26 protein-coding genes are annotated in these 16,579 nt (G+C 62.2%); 9 read left to right on the top strand and 17 right to left on the bottom strand.

Features of this window, described 5'->3' with window-relative positions:
- Positions 1-2: 2 nt before the first annotated feature.
- The 14 genes from SPMU_RS03005 to SPMU_RS02950 form a co-directional block, all read right to left on the bottom strand.
- Positions 3-1,703, bottom strand: coding sequence for a terminase large subunit (locus SPMU_RS03005; RefSeq protein ID WP_211275698.1), 1,701 nt, complete (start codon positions 1,701-1,703; stop codon positions 3-5).
- 1 nt (position 1,704) lies between these two features.
- Complete coding sequence (locus tag SPMU_RS17170; RefSeq protein WP_245832690.1) at positions 1,705-2,271, bottom strand: hypothetical protein; 567 nt, start codon at positions 2,269-2,271, stop codon at positions 1,705-1,707.
- Between the two features lie 127 nt (positions 2,272-2,398).
- Positions 2,399-2,761: an HNH endonuclease gene (locus SPMU_RS02995; RefSeq protein WP_245832689.1), complete on the bottom strand. Its 363-nt coding sequence runs from the start codon at positions 2,759-2,761 to the stop codon at positions 2,399-2,401.
- Between the two features lie 10 nt (positions 2,762-2,771).
- Positions 2,772-3,410 (bottom strand): DUF3164 family protein, encoded by a 639-nt coding sequence (locus tag SPMU_RS02990; protein ID WP_088331803.1) that lies wholly within the window; start codon positions 3,408-3,410, stop codon positions 2,772-2,774.
- Positions 3,407-3,571 (bottom strand): hypothetical protein, encoded by a 165-nt coding sequence (locus SPMU_RS16830; RefSeq protein ID WP_169715617.1) that lies wholly within the window; start codon positions 3,569-3,571, stop codon positions 3,407-3,409. Before SPMU_RS16830 ends, SPMU_RS02990 begins: the two co-directional genes overlap by 4 nt.
- Positions 3,572-3,575: 4 nt before the next feature.
- Positions 3,576-3,797, bottom strand: a complete 222-nt coding sequence (locus SPMU_RS02985; RefSeq protein WP_088331801.1) for a hypothetical protein — start codon at positions 3,795-3,797, stop codon at positions 3,576-3,578.
- A gap of 123 nt (positions 3,798-3,920) precedes the next feature.
- Complete coding sequence (locus SPMU_RS02980; RefSeq protein ID WP_088331799.1) at positions 3,921-4,556, bottom strand: hypothetical protein; 636 nt, start codon at positions 4,554-4,556, stop codon at positions 3,921-3,923.
- Between the two features lie 13 nt (positions 4,557-4,569).
- Positions 4,570-4,941, bottom strand: coding sequence for a LexA family protein (locus SPMU_RS02975; protein ID WP_088331797.1), 372 nt, complete (start codon positions 4,939-4,941; stop codon positions 4,570-4,572).
- A 69-nt stretch (positions 4,942-5,010) separates the two neighbouring features.
- Positions 5,011-5,526, bottom strand: a complete 516-nt coding sequence (locus SPMU_RS02970) for a hypothetical protein (RefSeq protein WP_088331795.1) — start codon at positions 5,524-5,526, stop codon at positions 5,011-5,013.
- Between the two features lie 39 nt (positions 5,527-5,565).
- Positions 5,566-5,853, bottom strand: coding sequence for a hypothetical protein (locus tag SPMU_RS02965; protein WP_140418390.1), 288 nt, complete (start codon positions 5,851-5,853; stop codon positions 5,566-5,568).
- 131 nt (positions 5,854-5,984) lie between these two features.
- Complete coding sequence (locus SPMU_RS02960) at positions 5,985-6,230, bottom strand: DUF6894 family protein (RefSeq protein WP_088331791.1); 246 nt, start codon at positions 6,228-6,230, stop codon at positions 5,985-5,987.
- 179 nt (positions 6,231-6,409) lie between these two features.
- Positions 6,410-7,198 (bottom strand): Crp/Fnr family transcriptional regulator, encoded by a 789-nt coding sequence (locus tag SPMU_RS02955; protein WP_245832688.1) that lies wholly within the window; start codon positions 7,196-7,198, stop codon positions 6,410-6,412.
- A 384-nt stretch (positions 7,199-7,582) separates the two neighbouring features.
- Positions 7,583-8,026: a hypothetical protein gene (locus SPMU_RS16610; RefSeq protein ID WP_140418389.1), complete on the bottom strand. Its 444-nt coding sequence runs from the start codon at positions 8,024-8,026 to the stop codon at positions 7,583-7,585.
- 191 nt (positions 8,027-8,217) lie between these two features.
- The gene (locus tag SPMU_RS02950; protein WP_140418388.1) at positions 8,218-9,102 is read right to left on the bottom strand and encodes a hypothetical protein; all 885 of its coding nucleotides are present in this window, start codon (positions 9,100-9,102) and stop codon (positions 8,218-8,220) included.
- 271 nt (positions 9,103-9,373) lie between these two features.
- On the opposite strand from SPMU_RS02950, the gene SPMU_RS02945 reads away from it, so the two are divergent.
- Positions 9,374-10,198 (top strand): hypothetical protein, encoded by an 825-nt coding sequence (locus SPMU_RS02945; RefSeq protein WP_088331785.1) that lies wholly within the window; start codon positions 9,374-9,376, stop codon positions 10,196-10,198.
- Positions 10,188-10,685: a hypothetical protein gene (locus SPMU_RS02940; protein WP_140418387.1), complete on the top strand. Its 498-nt coding sequence runs from the start codon at positions 10,188-10,190 to the stop codon at positions 10,683-10,685. Before SPMU_RS02945 ends, SPMU_RS02940 begins: the two co-directional genes overlap by 11 nt.
- Positions 10,686-10,775: 90 nt before the next feature.
- On the opposite strand, the gene SPMU_RS17520 is transcribed toward SPMU_RS02940, so the two are convergent.
- Both SPMU_RS17520 and SPMU_RS02930 read right to left on the bottom strand, forming a co-directional pair.
- Positions 10,776-11,387: a 3'-5' exonuclease gene (locus tag SPMU_RS17520; RefSeq protein WP_088331781.1), complete on the bottom strand. Its 612-nt coding sequence runs from the start codon at positions 11,385-11,387 to the stop codon at positions 10,776-10,778.
- A 181-nt stretch (positions 11,388-11,568) separates the two neighbouring features.
- Positions 11,569-12,144, bottom strand: a complete 576-nt coding sequence (locus tag SPMU_RS02930; RefSeq protein ID WP_088331779.1) for a helix-turn-helix domain-containing protein — start codon at positions 12,142-12,144, stop codon at positions 11,569-11,571.
- 85 nt (positions 12,145-12,229) lie between these two features.
- On the opposite strand from SPMU_RS02930, the gene SPMU_RS02925 reads away from it, so the two are divergent.
- The 7 genes from SPMU_RS02925 to SPMU_RS02895 all read left to right on the top strand — a co-directional run bounded on the left by SPMU_RS02925 (position 12,230) and on the right by SPMU_RS02895 (position 15,572).
- Positions 12,230-12,469 carry a transcriptional regulator gene (locus tag SPMU_RS02925; RefSeq protein WP_088331777.1) on the top strand — a complete coding sequence of 80 codons (240 nt, stop codon included), beginning with the start codon at positions 12,230-12,232 and terminating at the stop codon, positions 12,467-12,469.
- Between the two features lie 175 nt (positions 12,470-12,644).
- On the top strand, positions 12,645-13,172 hold the full coding sequence (locus SPMU_RS02920; RefSeq protein ID WP_088331775.1) for a hypothetical protein: 528 nt from the start codon (positions 12,645-12,647) through the stop codon (positions 13,170-13,172).
- A gap of 117 nt (positions 13,173-13,289) precedes the next feature.
- Positions 13,290-13,751: a helix-turn-helix domain-containing protein gene (locus tag SPMU_RS02915; protein WP_088331773.1), complete on the top strand. Its 462-nt coding sequence runs from the start codon at positions 13,290-13,292 to the stop codon at positions 13,749-13,751.
- Positions 13,748-13,930: a hypothetical protein gene (locus tag SPMU_RS02910; protein ID WP_088331771.1), complete on the top strand. Its 183-nt coding sequence runs from the start codon at positions 13,748-13,750 to the stop codon at positions 13,928-13,930. The genes SPMU_RS02915 and SPMU_RS02910 overlap by 4 nt, the downstream gene beginning before the upstream one ends.
- Positions 13,927-14,148 carry a hypothetical protein gene (locus SPMU_RS02905; RefSeq protein ID WP_088331769.1) on the top strand — a complete coding sequence of 74 codons (222 nt, stop codon included), beginning with the start codon at positions 13,927-13,929 and terminating at the stop codon, positions 14,146-14,148. The genes SPMU_RS02910 and SPMU_RS02905 overlap by 4 nt, the downstream gene beginning before the upstream one ends.
- Positions 14,148-14,414: a DUF2312 domain-containing protein gene (locus SPMU_RS02900; RefSeq protein WP_088331767.1), complete on the top strand. Its 267-nt coding sequence runs from the start codon at positions 14,148-14,150 to the stop codon at positions 14,412-14,414. Before SPMU_RS02905 ends, SPMU_RS02900 begins: the two co-directional genes overlap by 1 nt.
- A gap of 960 nt (positions 14,415-15,374) precedes the next feature.
- On the top strand, positions 15,375-15,572 hold the full coding sequence (locus SPMU_RS02895) for a helix-turn-helix transcriptional regulator (protein WP_088331765.1): 198 nt from the start codon (positions 15,375-15,377) through the stop codon (positions 15,570-15,572).
- A 369-nt stretch (positions 15,573-15,941) separates the two neighbouring features.
- On the opposite strand, the gene SPMU_RS02890 is transcribed toward SPMU_RS02895, so the two are convergent.
- Positions 15,942-16,550 (bottom strand): superoxide dismutase, encoded by a 609-nt coding sequence (locus SPMU_RS02890; protein WP_088331763.1) that lies wholly within the window; start codon positions 16,548-16,550, stop codon positions 15,942-15,944.
- Between the last annotated feature and the right edge of the window lie 29 nt (positions 16,551-16,579).

Here is a 16,579-nt window from a genome sequence, read left to right as displayed (position 1 = left end):
GCTCAGATCCCCGTGTATTCAAAGGTGTTCGTCCGCGGGTTGCGGGTCATCAGCACGACGGCGTTGAAGCCCGCCAGCAGCGGATCGATCTTCGCCGTGCCCGACACCTGCTTGGTGATGAGGATCGCGCTGCCGCGCGGCTCAACCTTCGCGTTGCCGACACACCAGTTCATCAGCTTCTGACCCGCGTGGATCAGTGTGCCGTCCTTCAGCTTGCGCTCCGAACCCTTGATCGCGCCGGTCAGGCGGAACCCCTGCGGCACTGCGACCATCTGCTCGGCGGTGAAGCCGCGGCCCGATAGTTCGTCGACCAGGGCGGCGACGCCTTGCGGATCCAGCCCGATCGCGGCCTCGTCCGGAAACAAGCCGGCGTCCTTCACCTGCTCCAGCAGATCCGCGACCTCAACGAGATCCTGCGTCGGATCCTCGCACCGGATCAGTGTGCCCTCAGCCATGAAGTCGCGCAGACGGCTGACAATGTCCTTCCGACGCTCGAAAACGTCGACGTGCGCCCAGGCGCGATTCCACATGAGCCAAGTGCGCGGATCCGCGCGCAGGCGGCCGAGCAGCGCCAGGCCGAACAGATCGTCGAGGCCGCCGCCATCGATGCCGGAGACGGCAACCTCGACCAGCTGCAGGAACTGCTCGAGCGAACCGTCCCAAAGCTCGACTGCCGCCTTGGCCTGGGCCCAATAGGTGGCGCCGACCCACGCATCGTGTCGCAGGCCGACACCGATCTCGACGTTGAGGTGCTTGGCGAAGAACACCTGCTTGGTGCCGTCCTCGGCATTGGTGATCTGGCTGAACTGCGCCTCAAGCCATTTCTGGCTGACCGAGCGGCCGAGGTTTGGGTTGGTGATGTAGAAGTTGGCGGGATCGAGGTGCTCGTCAGCCGCAAGCATCTCCTCCGGAAACTCATAGAGGACCGGCAGGAATTCGTTGTTGGTGGCCTTCCCGTCGCGAATGTCGCGCGCGTAGGCCAGCTTCTCCTTAAACACGCCGGCGGGCGGCTCGTCCGACTGTGTCGTCAGGTAGAGCGTATAGCCTTCCGGACGCGACACTTGGCCGCCGGTCGCCTCGCGGAACATGGCGTCGGCGTTCGGCCGTTTACCGAAGAGCCACAGCTCGTCGACGAGCACCCGGCTGGCCTTCTTGCCGGACACCGTCGCCGCGTCGGCGGCCACCACCTTCAGCGTCGCCTTGGTGTCGCGGTTGGTGATGAGCCGGATATGCTCCTGGATGTGGAGCAGATCCGACAGCTCCTCGTCCGCCCGGATCATGTCGCAGGCCGGCTTGAAGCTATTGCCTGCCACCTCGATCGTCGGGGCAAGGATAAGCAGCTCGTCGGACGGTCGCCAACCGGTGATCAGCTCGGTCAGCATGATGCCGGCCGCGATCGTCGACTTCGTGTTCTTCTTGGATACGAGCAGCATCCCCTCGCGGATCAGCTGCTCGCCGGTCTCGGCATTGTAGGCACCAAAGAACGCGGCCGCGAAGTCGAGCAGCCAGGCGTCGGCCGATTCGCCGATCGTCCAGGTTTCGTCAGTCGCCGGGTTGATGCCGAGGTCGGCGATACGCAGCGCCTTGAACACCGCCATCTTTGCTTCGGCCGACGCCGGGAACAGCGGGTCGAACCGGATCAGCGTGCGCCGGCTGCGGATCCGCTCCTTCCAATCCGGGCAGGACGTCGACCAGGTCGGCACGTCAGTTGATCGTCTTCGCGGTCGGCGCGCCGATCGAGCCGAACTTCTTGCCTACCGCGTTGGCGCGCTCCTGCGCCGCAGCCTTCTTGCCCTGCTGCGGCGCGGCCGCCTCATTGATGGTCTTCAGCGTCGCAGCGAGGTTCTTCACGATCTGCGATCGCGCTGGCAGCGACACCGCCTTCATCATCGCGTCGTAGCGCTGGCCGTTTTCGTCGGCGCCGGTGAGGATCTCGATAGACGTCTCGAGCTCGCCTTGGAAACTGGTCACCGCGTCGAGCTCGTCGAACATGCGCGCGACCAACTGACGGCCGTGCTCGGCGATCTGCGCCGATGTCGCCGGTTCGGATGGCGCTGGACGCTCGTGCGCGATTGTCCGCGGCACCGGCAGCAAAGTGCGCACTGGTTCGCGGGTGCGAACCGGCCGCTTCCACCCTTCGGCCTTCGCTTTCTTGCGAATAGCCGCCTCGGAAATTGCATAGCGATCAGCAATTTCGCGAATTGAATCGTCGCCGGCTAAGTATTCGAGCCGGATGCTTTCCCATTCGGAAGGTGTTTTGCGGGTCGCCAACAAGCACCTCCACGGCACTCAAAGTGCGCACCCGAAACCACCCGACAGGAAAAATTCTCTCAATGGCAGCGAGACCGGTACAGGGGGTCGGCACCGGTCAGGAATCGACCCACCCCCCCCTGCCCGGTCAGCTCCTCATCCCGGCGCGCTCGGCCCGCTGCTTCCATCGATCGTGGCATGGCTTGCAGAGCGTCTGGATGTTGCCCTCATCCCAGAACAGCTGCTCGTCGCCGTGGTGCGGCTCGCGGTGGTCGGCGATCAGGCGCGACGTGTTGGCGCTGGTGAAGCCGCAGCCCGGCCGCTGGCACGTGTAGAGATCCCGAGCGAACACGCGCAGGCGCACCGCCCGCCACTCCACCGTGTTGTAGAGCTTGCGCCACGGCGCGAAGAGCGACCGCTCCTGCGTCTCGGTACGCTCGATCGGCTGCAGCATGCCCAACGCCGGCTTGAGCGAACCCAGGCGGCTGCCGATCGCCTTCAGCTTCCCCAATGCGCTGCGCCTATGCGGCCGCGAGGTCGACGGTGATCGCCTGCCACGGCGCGTCCGCCTTCGGCCGCGCATAGAAGCGGACGTATTCGCGCGAGCCGATGACGCGGATGCTTTCGCGGATCGCCGTCATGGCGCGCTGCCAGCGCTCATCCGTGATCTCGACCCGCATCAGCATGAACAGCTCGGCGCGGTTGATCTGGCCTTCCTTGTCCACCTGGAAGACGCGGTTGACTAGCGCGCGGATCTCGACGCCGCTGTCGGCCGCCCACTGCGCGAGGCACTCGTCGATCAGCAGCTTCGCCGCCTGCAATTCGGGGCCGAATTCGACTAGGTCGGCCACCTGAAGCTGGACCTTCTGGCAGCCGTCGAACGACGTCAGCGTGATGTTGCCCTTCTTGCCGCCCAGCGTGGCGCCATAGTTCTGCGCGATCAGCGCTTGCAGCGCGGCGATGCTGGCAAAGGTCTCGTGCTTGAACGCACTGACCAAGGCGGAGGCGTCAATCGCACGGCTGATGATCGCGCGTACCGTCTCGTCCATCAGCAGATCCACCGGCTTTACGGCCGTGATTGGGACCAGGCTGCCCTTGGCATCGCGCAGATACAGCGCGTCGCCGACCTCGACGGCCGCGGGGTGCGAGGCGTCAGTCATGCGGCGGTGCCGCCCACGACGCGGAACAGCGTCAGGCTATGCGGGTCGGGTTGGCGGAGCGCCAGTTCGCGTAGCAGCTCCGCGAACTGCGCCTTCGGAACGGCCACGATCTCGCCCGGCATGGCGTGGAGGTCGGCAAGCGCCTTGGCCGCGTTGATCATCGGATCACCAGATGTAGCCGGTGCCAACCTTGGCGAGCGGCGGGTTGACTGATCGGCCAGGGCCACGTGCGGCCTTGCGCAAGCGCGCGGCGAGCTCTTCCACCTGGTCGACGTGGCCGTCGTGTCTTGTCTGGGACGGCCGGCCGTTGCTCATGTCCGCAATCAACACGTCTAGATCGCCGCTGACGCTGACGAGGTCGTCGTAGAGGGACTTGGGCTGGGGCATCTGGAAGGCTCCAAAATGCGAAAGCCCGCTCGATGGCGGGCTCCGAACGCAGCTGTGGCGGGGTCGTTTTTGCCGTCTGCGTGTCGATTTCGCGCCCCGCTTGTTCGGGCACCTCCCAAACGGTCAGGGGTGATCGGGCGCGATCGCGGCGCGAGCGGCCCGCTTCGTGGTGCCGCGGCCGGTCCACCACAGATCGAGCGCTTGGGTGAGCATGCGACGCGCGCGGTGCATGCTGAGGCCGTAGCGCCGAGCGACGATCGTCAGCCCGACATCGTGGACGATGATCGCGAGCAGTGCCTCGGCCGAGCTGCCCACCGCCGAGCGCCACCAATCGTAGGCGAAGTCGGCAAAAACGGCGCCGAGCGCATGGTGCTCTGCGCGGCCATGCGCGCCGCCATCAATGCGCGCCTCAAGGCTCGCGGTCTTGATGGTGACGCCGGCAGTGATAGACCGATATGCTGCCGCGATCTCGTCCGCGGCCGCGAGCTGGTCGGCGTCGATCGCGCCGGTCGCATACAAGCGGGCGAGCGATCCCGGCCGCTGGCGCGCGCGATCGGCGTGGTCGTGTGTCTCGGGTGTGCCCTGCGCCTTGTGCGACCAGCGCTCGCGCAGCTGGACGCGCTCCTCAATTCCGGGCTGAAGCTCGACGATCGCCGGTGAGCTTCGCCGCGTCTTGCGCGTCCGCGCCGGCTTTGGCCTTGGCAGGCCTAGCACCAGATGATTGAAGCGCTGGCGCTCCCGGTCGGTCGTGATGGTCATGAGGGCGCCTCGGCTAGTCGACGTCCGGCAAATGCTCGAACGGCGGGACCATCGGTAGCTGCCCGTTCGGGAAGGGCTGCTGCAGGCCGCCCATCGGCTCGGCTGTGATCCAGCCCAGCTTGCGCATCACCGCCTCAAGCGCGTTGCGTGACCCTGCGACATCTCGAACCCGTAGGCTGCGTTGTCCGCCGGGCGTCTTCTCGACGATCCCGCGCTCGATCAGCTGCGCGACAAGCTCCTTTGAGCGGGACGGGCTAACCGCAAGCTCGGCGCTGATTTCTTCATAGGTCGGACTGACACCAAAACGCGCGATCCGCTCGATGATGAAGGCAAGCACTTGGTCGCGTCGAAGCAATGCCGCCGGCGGCTGAAAATCCACGCCCATCGTTTCCCCTCGCCCCCGCGAAAGAACATAGGGGGAAACCGTTCATCGTGCCAGTGAACCATCTTGCCGTCACTGGAACTCGGCCGCGACGGGGAAGCCGCGATCGATCAGGCGAGTGACGAGCCAGCGAAACGCCAGCTGTCCGCCGCCACATGGACTATCCTTCTGCGCGCCCATGACCTGATCCCAATAGGTTCTGAGCAGCTCCTGATCGCCGACGAAGGGGTGAAGCACACGAAGAGCGAGCTGGACCGCCGGCACGGGCATATAGGCTCCGCGCGGCGCGGCATCGCGAAGCACCTGCAAGGCAAGATGTAGCCGCCGCGCTTCAGCCCGCCGCGCCCTCACCTCCGGGTTGCGTTCGCCGAACGGCACACCATCGACCCGGACGTTCCGGCTTTCACAAACCGGGCATGTCGATCCGTGCCGTACAGCCTCCCAATCCGTCGATAGCTTGGCGATCAATCGCGCGCGGATCACCTCATCCAGGCCGATTGTTCGGACAGCCGTGCACGCTCGGCAGGTGAAGCGCACCGCACCTTCGACCTTGCTCAGATCCTCGAGTCTTTTCGGCGGGCCGACCATCTGCGCCGCATAGAACGGAACAGAAAGAGAACGCCAGACTTACCGGATGAAGCGATCCAGCCGTAAGCGGCTGACCAGTTGAGCGTAGCTCCACGTGGCTAGTTCACCCTGCCCCAGAATACCCGGGGCCGAAGCGTCCTCAACCTTGGTCCGCGCTTTTAACTCCTCAACCTTAGCGACCAGCTCGCGGTTCTCGCCATCCTGTCGGCGGCTCCACCACCAACTCACTGAAGCCCCCAGTACCGTAATGAGGACAAAGATCGTGCGCCACGGCTCGCCGGTTAAGTACGCGCCGACAGCGGGCAGCGCCGTCAGGGCGAAGATCAAGAAGGGAACCAAGGCTTGGCCTCCAAGGCAGAAGATACAGAATGGCGGAGAACCCCTCCGCCGCGATCAAGCAATTCTGCGCATCACGGAGGCGCCGATACCCGGTTCTGCTAGGCTAATACCCTAGAAAGCTAGTCCAACTCGATCACTGAGAAGGCCTGCTTGAAGGGCAGAGAGTGCACCAGGCCCGCGACTGCATGCTCCACGTCGATCCGATAACGGAGATCCAGCACTCCATTTTTCATGTCATGGCTCAGCGTGTCTCTCGCTGCCTCGAGTGCGACACTGCATGCTTCCACAATACCGGATAGCTCGACTCCATCCGGATCAAGCATCTCGTCAGTGTGGTCGCGCAAATGGAAGAAGTATCTACCCACATCAAACTCCAGCTTCTGGGCGGGAGCACGAAAGATCTCTCAGTCGCTAACGCCCGAAACTGGTCAGCGATGCCGGATCTCTAGCACAACCTGCGCCGCTCACGGCCAACGTAAGTTAGCCAGCGCTCGCCCTTTCATGACATCAAGAGCTATCGCGGGTGGAGACACTCGCCGTCGCCTCACGCCCTTCCGGGGCGACGCACGCCTGGTGTACGCACGGTGAGCGCCCCCTCGTTCTCGTGCAGGTGAAGGTAGGTGCTGTCGAAATCCCCAGCAGCGGCCAGTTTCCTCCAATCGCCGATTGTAACGCTGCGGCCGCTCCGCCTCTCGATCAGCTTTTCGACCTCCAGCGCCTTCAAGGTCCGATTCACATGAACCGGAGTCAGGCCTGTGCAGTCGGCAATCTGCTCCTGTGTCATCGGCAGTTCATATTCCGTCGCCTCACCCAGCCCGGCGACTTTGAGCCGGAGGGCAAACTCGCAAAGGAGGTGCGCGATGCGTGTGTGCGCGTCTCGTCTACCGACATTGGCGATCCACTCGCGGAAGACCGAGGCGTCGACAAGAGTGTCGAGCCAAAGCGCCATTCCGACAGTCGGGCGATCGAAGGCGAGCTTTTTCAAAGCCTCGGCAGGGATATAGGCTATCTGACTGTCAGTGAGGACCTGCACGCTGTGATCCGCGGTTCCCAGAAAGGAGTTCTGAAGGTCCACGAGATCTCCCTTCATGTGAACCGCGACGATTTGTCGTGCGCCTCCCGCGACGATCTTTTGCCTGATCGCGTACCCCGAGAGCAGCACGCAGGACTGTGAGACCTTCTCTCCTTCCCGCACGATGTAGCCGTGCCGCTCAAGGAGCTTTGCCCTGTGTGGGAGGTCTAGGATGGCTCCGCGATCATCAGCGTTCAACTTGGACCAGTACGAGAGCCTACGAACCATAGGTTCAAGCACTAGGCTGGGTTCGCTGGACACAAGATGCTCCGGTTTAGGCGGGAGCACGCAAGTCTCGCAGTCGCTGGAGGGCCAGTGGGGAGGCCAGCGATGCGTGATGATCTAACGGGTTTCCGGTGATTGTCGTTGATCCATGTTCTTCGGGAGACGCAGGCCCGCGCGGTCACGATCGAGGCGAGTATCCTGCGAAAAGCACAGGTATGAACCTGACGTTGGTAGGGTTCTCCTCTTTGCCGTGAGCGAAACGAGAATTAGACCGCCAAATGCAAGCGGCAGTGCAGCGGAGATACCCTCCACCGTTCCCGTGGTCTTTGGCGACGTAGCGCCATCGTCGTACCCGCGCCGATTAAGAAGCTACCCGCGCCTGAGCTCGTGGGGTAGACGCGGCACGGAGTTCGACCCACATCACGTACTAAGCCAACATCCTACTAAAAACGCCACCAGCGACGCCCAATTTAGTCCCCTTGCAGCAAGCCGTAGCGCCGTGCCGCGCCACCTCCACCTTCGGGAAAGTTTGCGACCGTGATCGGTGACTGCTGTTTCTGGAAGGCTCTCGATATAATAAAGGCCAGTTTTATCTTGCGCTTCCTGCCACGAGGCAAAGCCTGAAAGGATTGCTAACACGATCCCGGCGACGAATGGCTCTGGATGAACCTTGCCCAAGTCAGTCGCAAACGTAGCTGCATTTACTGCCACCAAGGTTGCGAGGAGCCATGCAGCGATAGCATGAGCACGATTATAATGATTTTCAGAGAGCCGTTTTCGCTCACGGCGATGCGCCGCCTTGTCGCCAGGGCTTGTCCAATGTTCGACAGCCTTCGGCTCAAAGATCGATCGCAGCCAGCTCATGGCTGACAGTATGCGCGGTCACCGTTACTGCGCTAGCCAAATCGGACGCGCGACGGCGCTTGCTAAAGAACGCCGCCGGCCAACCACGGCGGAGGCATTCCCCGCCGCGGTCGCGATCTCCATGGCCTTACAGCGGCGTTGATACCCCTATTCAGCGGAGCAATTCCCGGACGAAATGACTCGGCCGTGTGTTAATTGGGCCCGGTGGTCGCCGAAATGTTATCTGCGTCGAGATAGTCCCAAGAGATTACGCGGTAGGCGGTGCCAACCGCTGCCTTCAATCCGGTTGTAACCTCATTTGTGATACTCGTTGTGAGCCCAGCAATGTCAGCACCTGGTGCCCTCCCGGCGACCTTTGCCGTAAACTCAGCGGCAACGGTGCTCGCAACATCAGATGTATAAGTAGCGCTGTCTAGCTTGATTACCGCAATTGAATAGATCAGCCCCGCGTTATCGTCAGCCCGTAGAACGGCAGCGCACGATTTCGCAGCAGGGTTCGTTGTGGCGGAATCCTGGATCGCCCGTACAACATCATCTTTCAAGGCGAGGCGATAAAACTCTCCCTTGATCAAGTTTCCCCTGCTCGCCGTACTCGCATACGTAGCCTTGAACTGAGCAGCCAGCCTCTTGAGTGCAGGCTCCGGCACATTGGCGAGCCGCATCGCCTCCACAACGTTCGCTTCAAGGGCTGCCGAAATCTTCGTGTCCACTTTCTTGGTGAAAAGGAAGGGCGTTGGCTTGGTAGGCTCAGAAAGATCAGCTGTCGTGAAGACATTGGCTGAGCCCGGGACGCACGATCGTTGGCTAAGTTTGGTGCCTGAAAGATCAGAATACACCATTCCCAGAACGCTCATGTGGTTCGGGACACCCCCGCTCTGCTCCAGCTCAATGTCAGCCTTTTGTAATCGCATGTGTTTCCGCGTGGTGGAGCATTCATATTTTGCGTACTCGCTACCACAAAGCACAGCGGCATCGATTTTCTGAGTATAAACTCGAACTTTTTGTGCCAGAGCGGAACTTCCGGATCCAAAGCCGACGCCCATTGCAGCGGCTGCGATCAACAATTTTCCGTACATGTCTTTTGCCCCTCCTGTTCGGAAGGCCAGTTGTTTCAGATTCGACTTGGCTGTCAATTGGGCACGGGTGCTAGCGCTTAGCTGGAGATGCGACGCGCCGGAGACACCCTCCGCCGCATCGTCGAATTACGCGCGGAGGAGCTTAAATTCAGCCAAGCACCTTAACGGCCATACCCCATCGGTACCCGCTCGGAGCTACGCACCTGACAGCCCGGCAGACGGATTGACGCAAGCAAGCGCTTCTGAGTAGTCCCTCTCACGGGGGAGCAAAATGCCAACATTCGAAAAGATGCGCGTATCACTCGCTCGCGAGGAAGATCTCGAGCTTCTATCCGAGATGGGTGATGAAAACACCTTTGTTAGCAGGACAGAATACCTTTCCGCCTCCTTCAAAGAGCCTCTCAAGTTCGTCCACAACAAGTCCATTTACACCTTTACACCGATAGACTCACCTCTCGGGTTTGCCGCTGGCTTCTTTGCGCGCGAACGACAAGTAGAACTACGACATGAGGATTTAAGCAACTACTTCGCCGAGGACCATGAACCGTCTCTTTGCGTTATTTCGCTAGACAAGGCGCAAGTGGTTTGGATGGAGAACAACTCGTTTGTTGGCGACCCAAAACGAGTCCTGGAGTCGTTTTTTGACCACCTTCTTCACAAGACCGCTCTTAGGGATTGGAGAGCATTCGTCAGGTATTTTGAACGATCTGAAACCTATTGGGAGGTTGTGCACCGACACAAAAGTGAGATACGAAAAGTCACTTTTAAATTTGTCCCGCCAAACGCTTTCGAAGGCTTTGAGTCAGCGCAGCAATTTTACACAGCGATTCAGAAGGAAGCGAACAGTCGCTCCCTGAAGGAGATTTTCGAAGCGCCGCCCGGGAAGCTTAAGCTGGATGGCCCCTTGATGACCGCCAGCGCTGAAGTCGCTGAGCAAGGGGCAGGCGAACGAGAGGTCCGCGGGGCGAAGAATGAGATCCTTTACTCATCCAGCCAAGGACGTGTGACAGAGAAGGTGCCTGATGAGGACATGCCCACGGTGCAAAGCCAGGGGTTTGTTCGACGAGTAATTGGAAGGCTGTTCGGTGACACGTGACTCAGCGGAAGGCATATCGATAGCGACGGCAATAGGGGTTTGCGTCGTCACGGCTTTCCGACCCGATATTCTCGCAACCAATAAATTCCTTGAAGGCTACGTTACTCACGAAGTTTTGGCGCTGCTTGCTGTAACAATGACTATTACCTTCGCTTCTGTCGCTAACGTTCACCTATCCATTACCCGGTCACTTCAGTCTGCCGTTGACGATCCGGAAGAGCGCGGCAGGATCGAACGCGAGCACGCCTCACCGCTACGGAGGGAGATAAACTCAAGCGCTTGGTTGCTCTTCTGGACATTCATATCCGTGTTCATCATCGTTCTTCTGAAAGGACACTTTTCCGCCTCTCAGTACTTTTTATCATTCGCCCATGGGGCGGGTGTAGTTGCCACCGTCATCAACCTGCTTGTCATTCGCGACATTTATCGCATGACGTTCTATATGGCGTCCGACCCTGCTGCTGCCGCTGCGGGCGACCAAGATTGAAGTTTTGGACGATGGCAAGTTAGAACTTGCTACCCCAGCGGAGGAGGTACCCTCCGCCGTAGTGATCGAGATGGAGCGGAAATGCGAAGTTCATAAGCCTCCGCCAGCTGGCGACACCCCGACGATACCCGGTCTATAATGCGCCCTCTCGCTCAAATATGCATGCGCGCAAATGCGATAGATCTGAGCAGCGCGTAACGCATCTCCGACCGCGCGATGATGATTGTCCAAACTTAGACCTAGGCGTCGAGACACCTCGGCGAGGCGGTAGGACGGCAGACCCGGTATGACCTTGCGTACCAGGCGGAGGGCACAAGAATGACCTCCGCGTTTGGCCACGGAAAGCGAATATGCAGTGGAAGCGGCATGTAGAAACGACATGTCGAACGCTGCGTTATAGCTTACGACGGGATCGTTGCCGATGAAGTCGACAAGCGCCTGCAATGCTGCTGGAGCGTCGACACCGTGACTAGCAAGCTCCCGATCGGTGATCCCTGTCAATTCGACAATTCGGGCGGAGAGCTTGCGGGCAGGACGGACTAGGCGGTGCAGATATGCTCCTCGCGCTTGCCCCGGTAAAAGGCGTATTGCAGCCAATTCGATGATCTGGTGGCGCCTGTGGTCGAGACCTGTGGTTTCGAAGTCTACGACAACGATTGGTCGGGCGATGTCCAAGCAAACGAGGTAACGCCCCCAAGTCACTGGACTGTCAGAAACGCGCGTTCAAACCGTTCTCGCGCGCGACAACTTGTTGAGAAAGCCCCGCTTAGCCTTCCTCTTCCAAGTAGCCGCGGGAGAGGAACGATAATGAAAGAGGTCGTGTACCGATCGACGCCTGGGTGCCGGAGGGCGTGCGTGCCATGTGAGGTGCGTTGCGCCACCATCATTGCCGTGCAGGAGCAGGAGTGGCTCGCGACCGGCGCGGCTTGGAGCCGGCCGGAACCGTTCCAGCGGGCAGCAGATCTACGAGCTGCGACAGACCGATGGGCAGTCGCCGCGCAAGCAGCTTGCCTTGTTCGTCCAGAGGAAGCTGACGATCCATCGCCATCAGCAGGCCCTCGAACATTTGCGCCAGTGCGCGTTCCGGAGGAAGCACCTCCGTCCAGCTCTTAGCGAGAGCCGCGCTCCGATCGGCCCTCGGCAAGGAGCGCGCGAGATGCAGCAAGGCTTCCCGGTCCGGCGCCTCAATCTCCCGAATGCACTGAACTAGTGCCAGTTCATCGTGGGATAGTTCTGGCTTGGGAGGCGCACTCTGATCGGGATCGTCGGTCTCACCCGTTAAGAATGCAGGCGTAGTATTCAGTTCTCTTGCGATCCGATGAAGGTGCGATGAGCTACGAGAGGCGCCCGTGATGAGCTTGTAGATCGTCTGCTGAGCCACGCCGACGCGGCGCGCCAGTTCGGACTGAGACAAACCCAGAGACTGCATACGGGAGGAGAGTCGCTCACCATCGACCATCAGCGGCAACCTACAGCCAAAGTTTTTACGCTGTAGGGGCGAGTGTCTGTTGACTCATTTACAACCATGGCTGTAGGCAGTGTGCATGTCGAGCCTCACGACTCCGAATCAAGCTTTGTCCGATGCTGTTGACGCAGCCGGCGGCCAATCTGCGCTTGGGCGGCTTCTGGGCACATCTCAGGCAGCTGTTTGGAAGTGGGTCCGACGCGGTAAACCGCTTCCTGCGGAGCACGTCTTGAAGGTGGAGGAAGCCACCGGCGTCAGCCGGCACCGCCTTCGTCCCGATGTGTATGGTCCCGAGCCCGCTGAGGATGCCGCCGCATGAGCGGCGAGGGCGTCATCCCCTCTGATCCAGAGATCCCTTTCGGCCGTTGGCAGACCGGCCGAGACCCGCGTGGGGCTGCGCGGGACGTGTGTCTGTCGCTTTCGCATCTGCTCCCCAGGGAAGGCGGCGCCGGCGGAGTGTTGCCGACGCCGTCTTTTCCCCTGGCGGAGCGCGCATGTCCCTCGGAAACGAGGCACGCTTTTCTCGCCGAGCCGACGCGGTGACGCACGCACGCGCCCCTGGCTCGATCGAGCAGGCCCTGGACCGAATCGCTGGCGATCCGGTCGTGGGCGGCTGGGCTGCCATGGCGACGATCGTCGAGCGTGGCGAAAGCACCGTCCGCAATTGGGCGAACCCGACCACCCCCGAGTCAATCCCGCTTGATCTGGCGCTTCGCCTCGATCTCGCCTGGCAGAAGGCTGGCCTAGTCGGCGCGCCGATCCGTGATGCGTACAACGCGCTCGCCGATCAGCTGCGCGAGGCCGAGTTCGGCTGCCAAATGGAGCTGCTGCGCGCGGCCGCGCAATTCGCTCATGAGAATGGCGAGGCCGAACAGTGGGCGATCTTGGCGGCGCTGCCCGAAGCGACCGTCGCGGACATCGACAAGGCTGTGCAGGAAACGAGCCACGCGGTTGCGCATGGCCAGGGCCTGCTGAGCATCTACCGCCGCTTGCGCCGCACGCGCTCCAGGGCGCCGCCCTGATCTGACCGGGCCGGCTCGGCCGCCGCGCCCGTCGCCGCCGAGACTTCCGTTTCCACATCCGCCGTCCGCGTCGCCCTGCGCTTCGCGGAGCGGCTTCGTGCTGCCTGGACGCCGCCCATGACCACGATCGCCGAAGCCCGCACCAGCTGGACCGCCACGGCCAAATTCACGCCCGGCTCGTACATCAAGGCGCGCCGCACCGCGCAGCTGCTGAGCCTGCAGGACGTGGCGGCTCGAATCGCAACCCATCCGCACGTGCCTGAGCATGATCGCGTGGCGTGGCTCGAGCGGATCGAGGCGGACCAGGTGCCAGCGTCCATTCACACGATCGACGCGCTGCGCAGCGTCTTCCGCTTCGACCGGTCGGTGCTCGACAGCCTGGCCGCGATCGCGCGTGGCGAGCGCGATTTGATCCACACGCCGCGCATCTGCCGTGTCTGCGCCTGCAGCTGGCGGTGCCCATGTTCCCGAGAACGGGAAGAGTGCGCGTGGGTTGAGGGTCAGGATCTCTGCACGGCGTGCGAGCCGCTGGCTGGCTCGCAGCCCGAATCGGTGCCGGCGCAGGATGCCGCCGCGTGACGAAAAACCGCGTCCGGATCCGCGTCGCGCTGGTGACGATCGCCTTCGCCTTGGGCGTCGCGATCGCCGCCCGGGACGGGCGCAACAGCGGCGACATCGCCGCCCTCATCCTGGTCCTCGCCATGCTCGCAGCAGCGTCGGCCGACTTCATCATCCACAAACGGGAGCGCCGCTCATGAGCCTGCACCGCCCGCTGGATCTCGCCCAGCCATTCCTGCCCAGCCTTCATCCGATCGGTTGCGACTGTGTCGCATGCGAGGCGGAGCGCGACGAACCGAGCCTGCTTCGCTCGCTGGGCGAATGCGTCGTGCTCGGCGCCGGCGCCGTCATCCTGGGCCAGGTGGTCGGCCACCTGCTCGACGCCGCGGGCATCCTCGCCCTGCTGGGGATCGGCTGATGGCCGAGGAAGGCGGCGAAGGTATGGGCGGCGGCCAGGTCGCGGCGGAGGAGCTGCGCCTCCTGATCGAGCGCGCCGAGCGGCTCGAGGAGGAAAAGAAGGGGATCGGCGACGACATCAAGGACGTCTTCGCCGAGGCCAAAAGCCGCGGGTACGACCCGAAGCAGATCAAGCGAATTATGTCGATCCGCAAGAAGCGCCGAGAGGAGTACCAGGAAGAGGAAGCGACCCTCGAAGTGTACATGCAAGCGCTGGGAATGCTGTGATGGGCAAAGCATCACAGCTCAGCTTGGTCTCGGCATAATGGGCCGCTCCGTTGCGGGCGACGCCGCATCGATCGCAGACGCGATCGCCACGCTCGACGCGCTGAGCCGTACACGCGCGCTCACCGACGACGAGTCGCTTCGGCTGGAGCGGCTCCTCAATCGTCAGAAGGCGTCCGCACCGACAAAGCAGGGAAAGCCCGCGCGCCGCCGACCTCGGCCAGCGTCGGCGTCCATCGAGGAGCGCGTGAGGTCCACATTGGCCACGATGCGCACCGACTTCATGGCGCCCCGCGCGATCTATCTTGCCCCCGATGACCTGCTCGCGGCCACAGAGCTGGGCTTCAGCGAAGCTATCGACGGCGTGCCGATCAGACCAGCGAGGGGTCGCGGCCGATCGTGCATCTACTCGAAGCAAGGCGTCGCACGTTCCTTGGGGCAACGTGGTGCTGGCGCCGTGCCCTACCCTTCATCACCAGCTCGTCGCCGGCCGGGTCCGTTGAATCACCGGCCGGCGCCGGGAACACCGCGCAGTGACCTGCGAGGTCGTTCCTCTGCCCGGCGGCGGCAGCGCGATAGTCTGCTATTCGCGGAGCCGGCAGCGGTGCGCCTGCGGCCGACCGGCGACCCGGCTGTGCGACTTGAAGTTGCCGACGAAGAAGAGCGGCGCCTGCGACAAGCTGCTGTGCCCCAGCTGCACCACAACGCCGTGCCGAGGCAAAGATCTCTGCTCGGCGCATGCCACCGCCTTCGCGGAGTGGCAGGCGCAGCGGGTGCCCGAACTGCCGCTGGGGCCGCCGTCATGAGCGCTGTGGCCAGCTTCGCTTGCCCCTGCGGGGTTCGCGACGAGGTGCGCGAGCCCGCACCTGAAACTCTGCCCTGCTGGGCGGACGGCTGCGACGGAACGATGAACCGCTTCACACCCAAATTCGCGCCGCCTGCCTGCGCCGGGAGGATCCTCACATGAACGCCGACCGCGGCCGCTTCTTGCGGGCAAATGAAGTGATCCGGGAGACTGGATTAAGCCGCACCACCATCTATCGGCGCGAACGCGAGGGAAATTTCCCAAGGCGCGTTAGGCTAAGCGCCAACGCCATGGGCTGGTGGTCGGCCGACATTGACCAATGGAAGGAGGAGCGCCGCAGTTTGGCGGTGCACTGACCTCAACCAAGTAAAGGTTGGGGGTATTTCAGGGGGTATCTCTCAACCGGCAATTTATGATTTCCCCCTGCAATCAGCAGGATGTGTAAAATGTGCCTGATCCTACTCAGGGAGCCAGCGGGGCCTGATCTCCGCGCGCCGACACGCCAGCGACGATCCGCTTCCGCTGCCACGCCGGACACCCTTTCAACCCATCGTCACCCTGAACTCGTTTCAGGGTCCATATCTCCGCATACGACGACGCCGCTGGTGGCACGATGGATGCTGAAACAAGTTCAGCATGACGCTTGGAGCAAATTGTTCGGACACGAAAAAAGGGGCAGGCTATCAGGCCCGCCCCTTGTTTTCCGCAATCAGCGGCAGAAGAAATCAGGCAGCGTCGAAGCGACGGCCGGCCTCTTCCCAGTTCACCAGATCCCACCAGGCCTTCAGATAGCCGGGACGATCGTTCTTGTAGGTGAGGTAATAAGCGTGCTCCCACACGTCATTGCCCAGGATCGGCGTGCCCTTTTCCTTGGCATCGTCCATCAGCGGATTGTCCTGGTTCGGCGTCGACGTCACCTTCAGCGCGCCCGACGAATCCTTGATCACCCAAGCCCAGCCCGAGCCGAACTGGCCAGCGCCCTTGCCGTTGAAATCTTCCTTCAGCTTGTCGAGCCCGCCATAAGCGTCGATCGCGTCCTTCAGCGCGCCGGTCGGCTCGCCGCTCTTCGACGGGCTGGTCATGATCTTCCAGAAGAAATCATGGTTCCAATAGCCACCGCCATTGTTGCGCACGAGCGGCGGCAAGGACGAGATCATGCCGAGGATGTCCTCGACCGACTTCCCTTCCAGCTTCGGGTCGGCAGCGACGCCCTCGTTCAGCTTGGCGGTATAGGCCGCATGATGCTTGTCATGGTGAAAGGTCATCGTCTCCTTGGAGATGACCGGCTCCAGCGCGTCATAGTCGTACGGCAGCGGCGGAAGTTCGAATGCCATGATGGGATCCTCCTTTTGGGGGTTTGCGC

Origin of the sequence: Sphingomonas mucosissima, assembly GCF_002197665.1 — a bacterium.
GTDB lineage: Bacteria > Pseudomonadota > Alphaproteobacteria > Sphingomonadales > Sphingomonadaceae > Sphingomonas > Sphingomonas mucosissima.
This window is presented reverse-complemented; position numbering and strand designations above follow the sequence as displayed.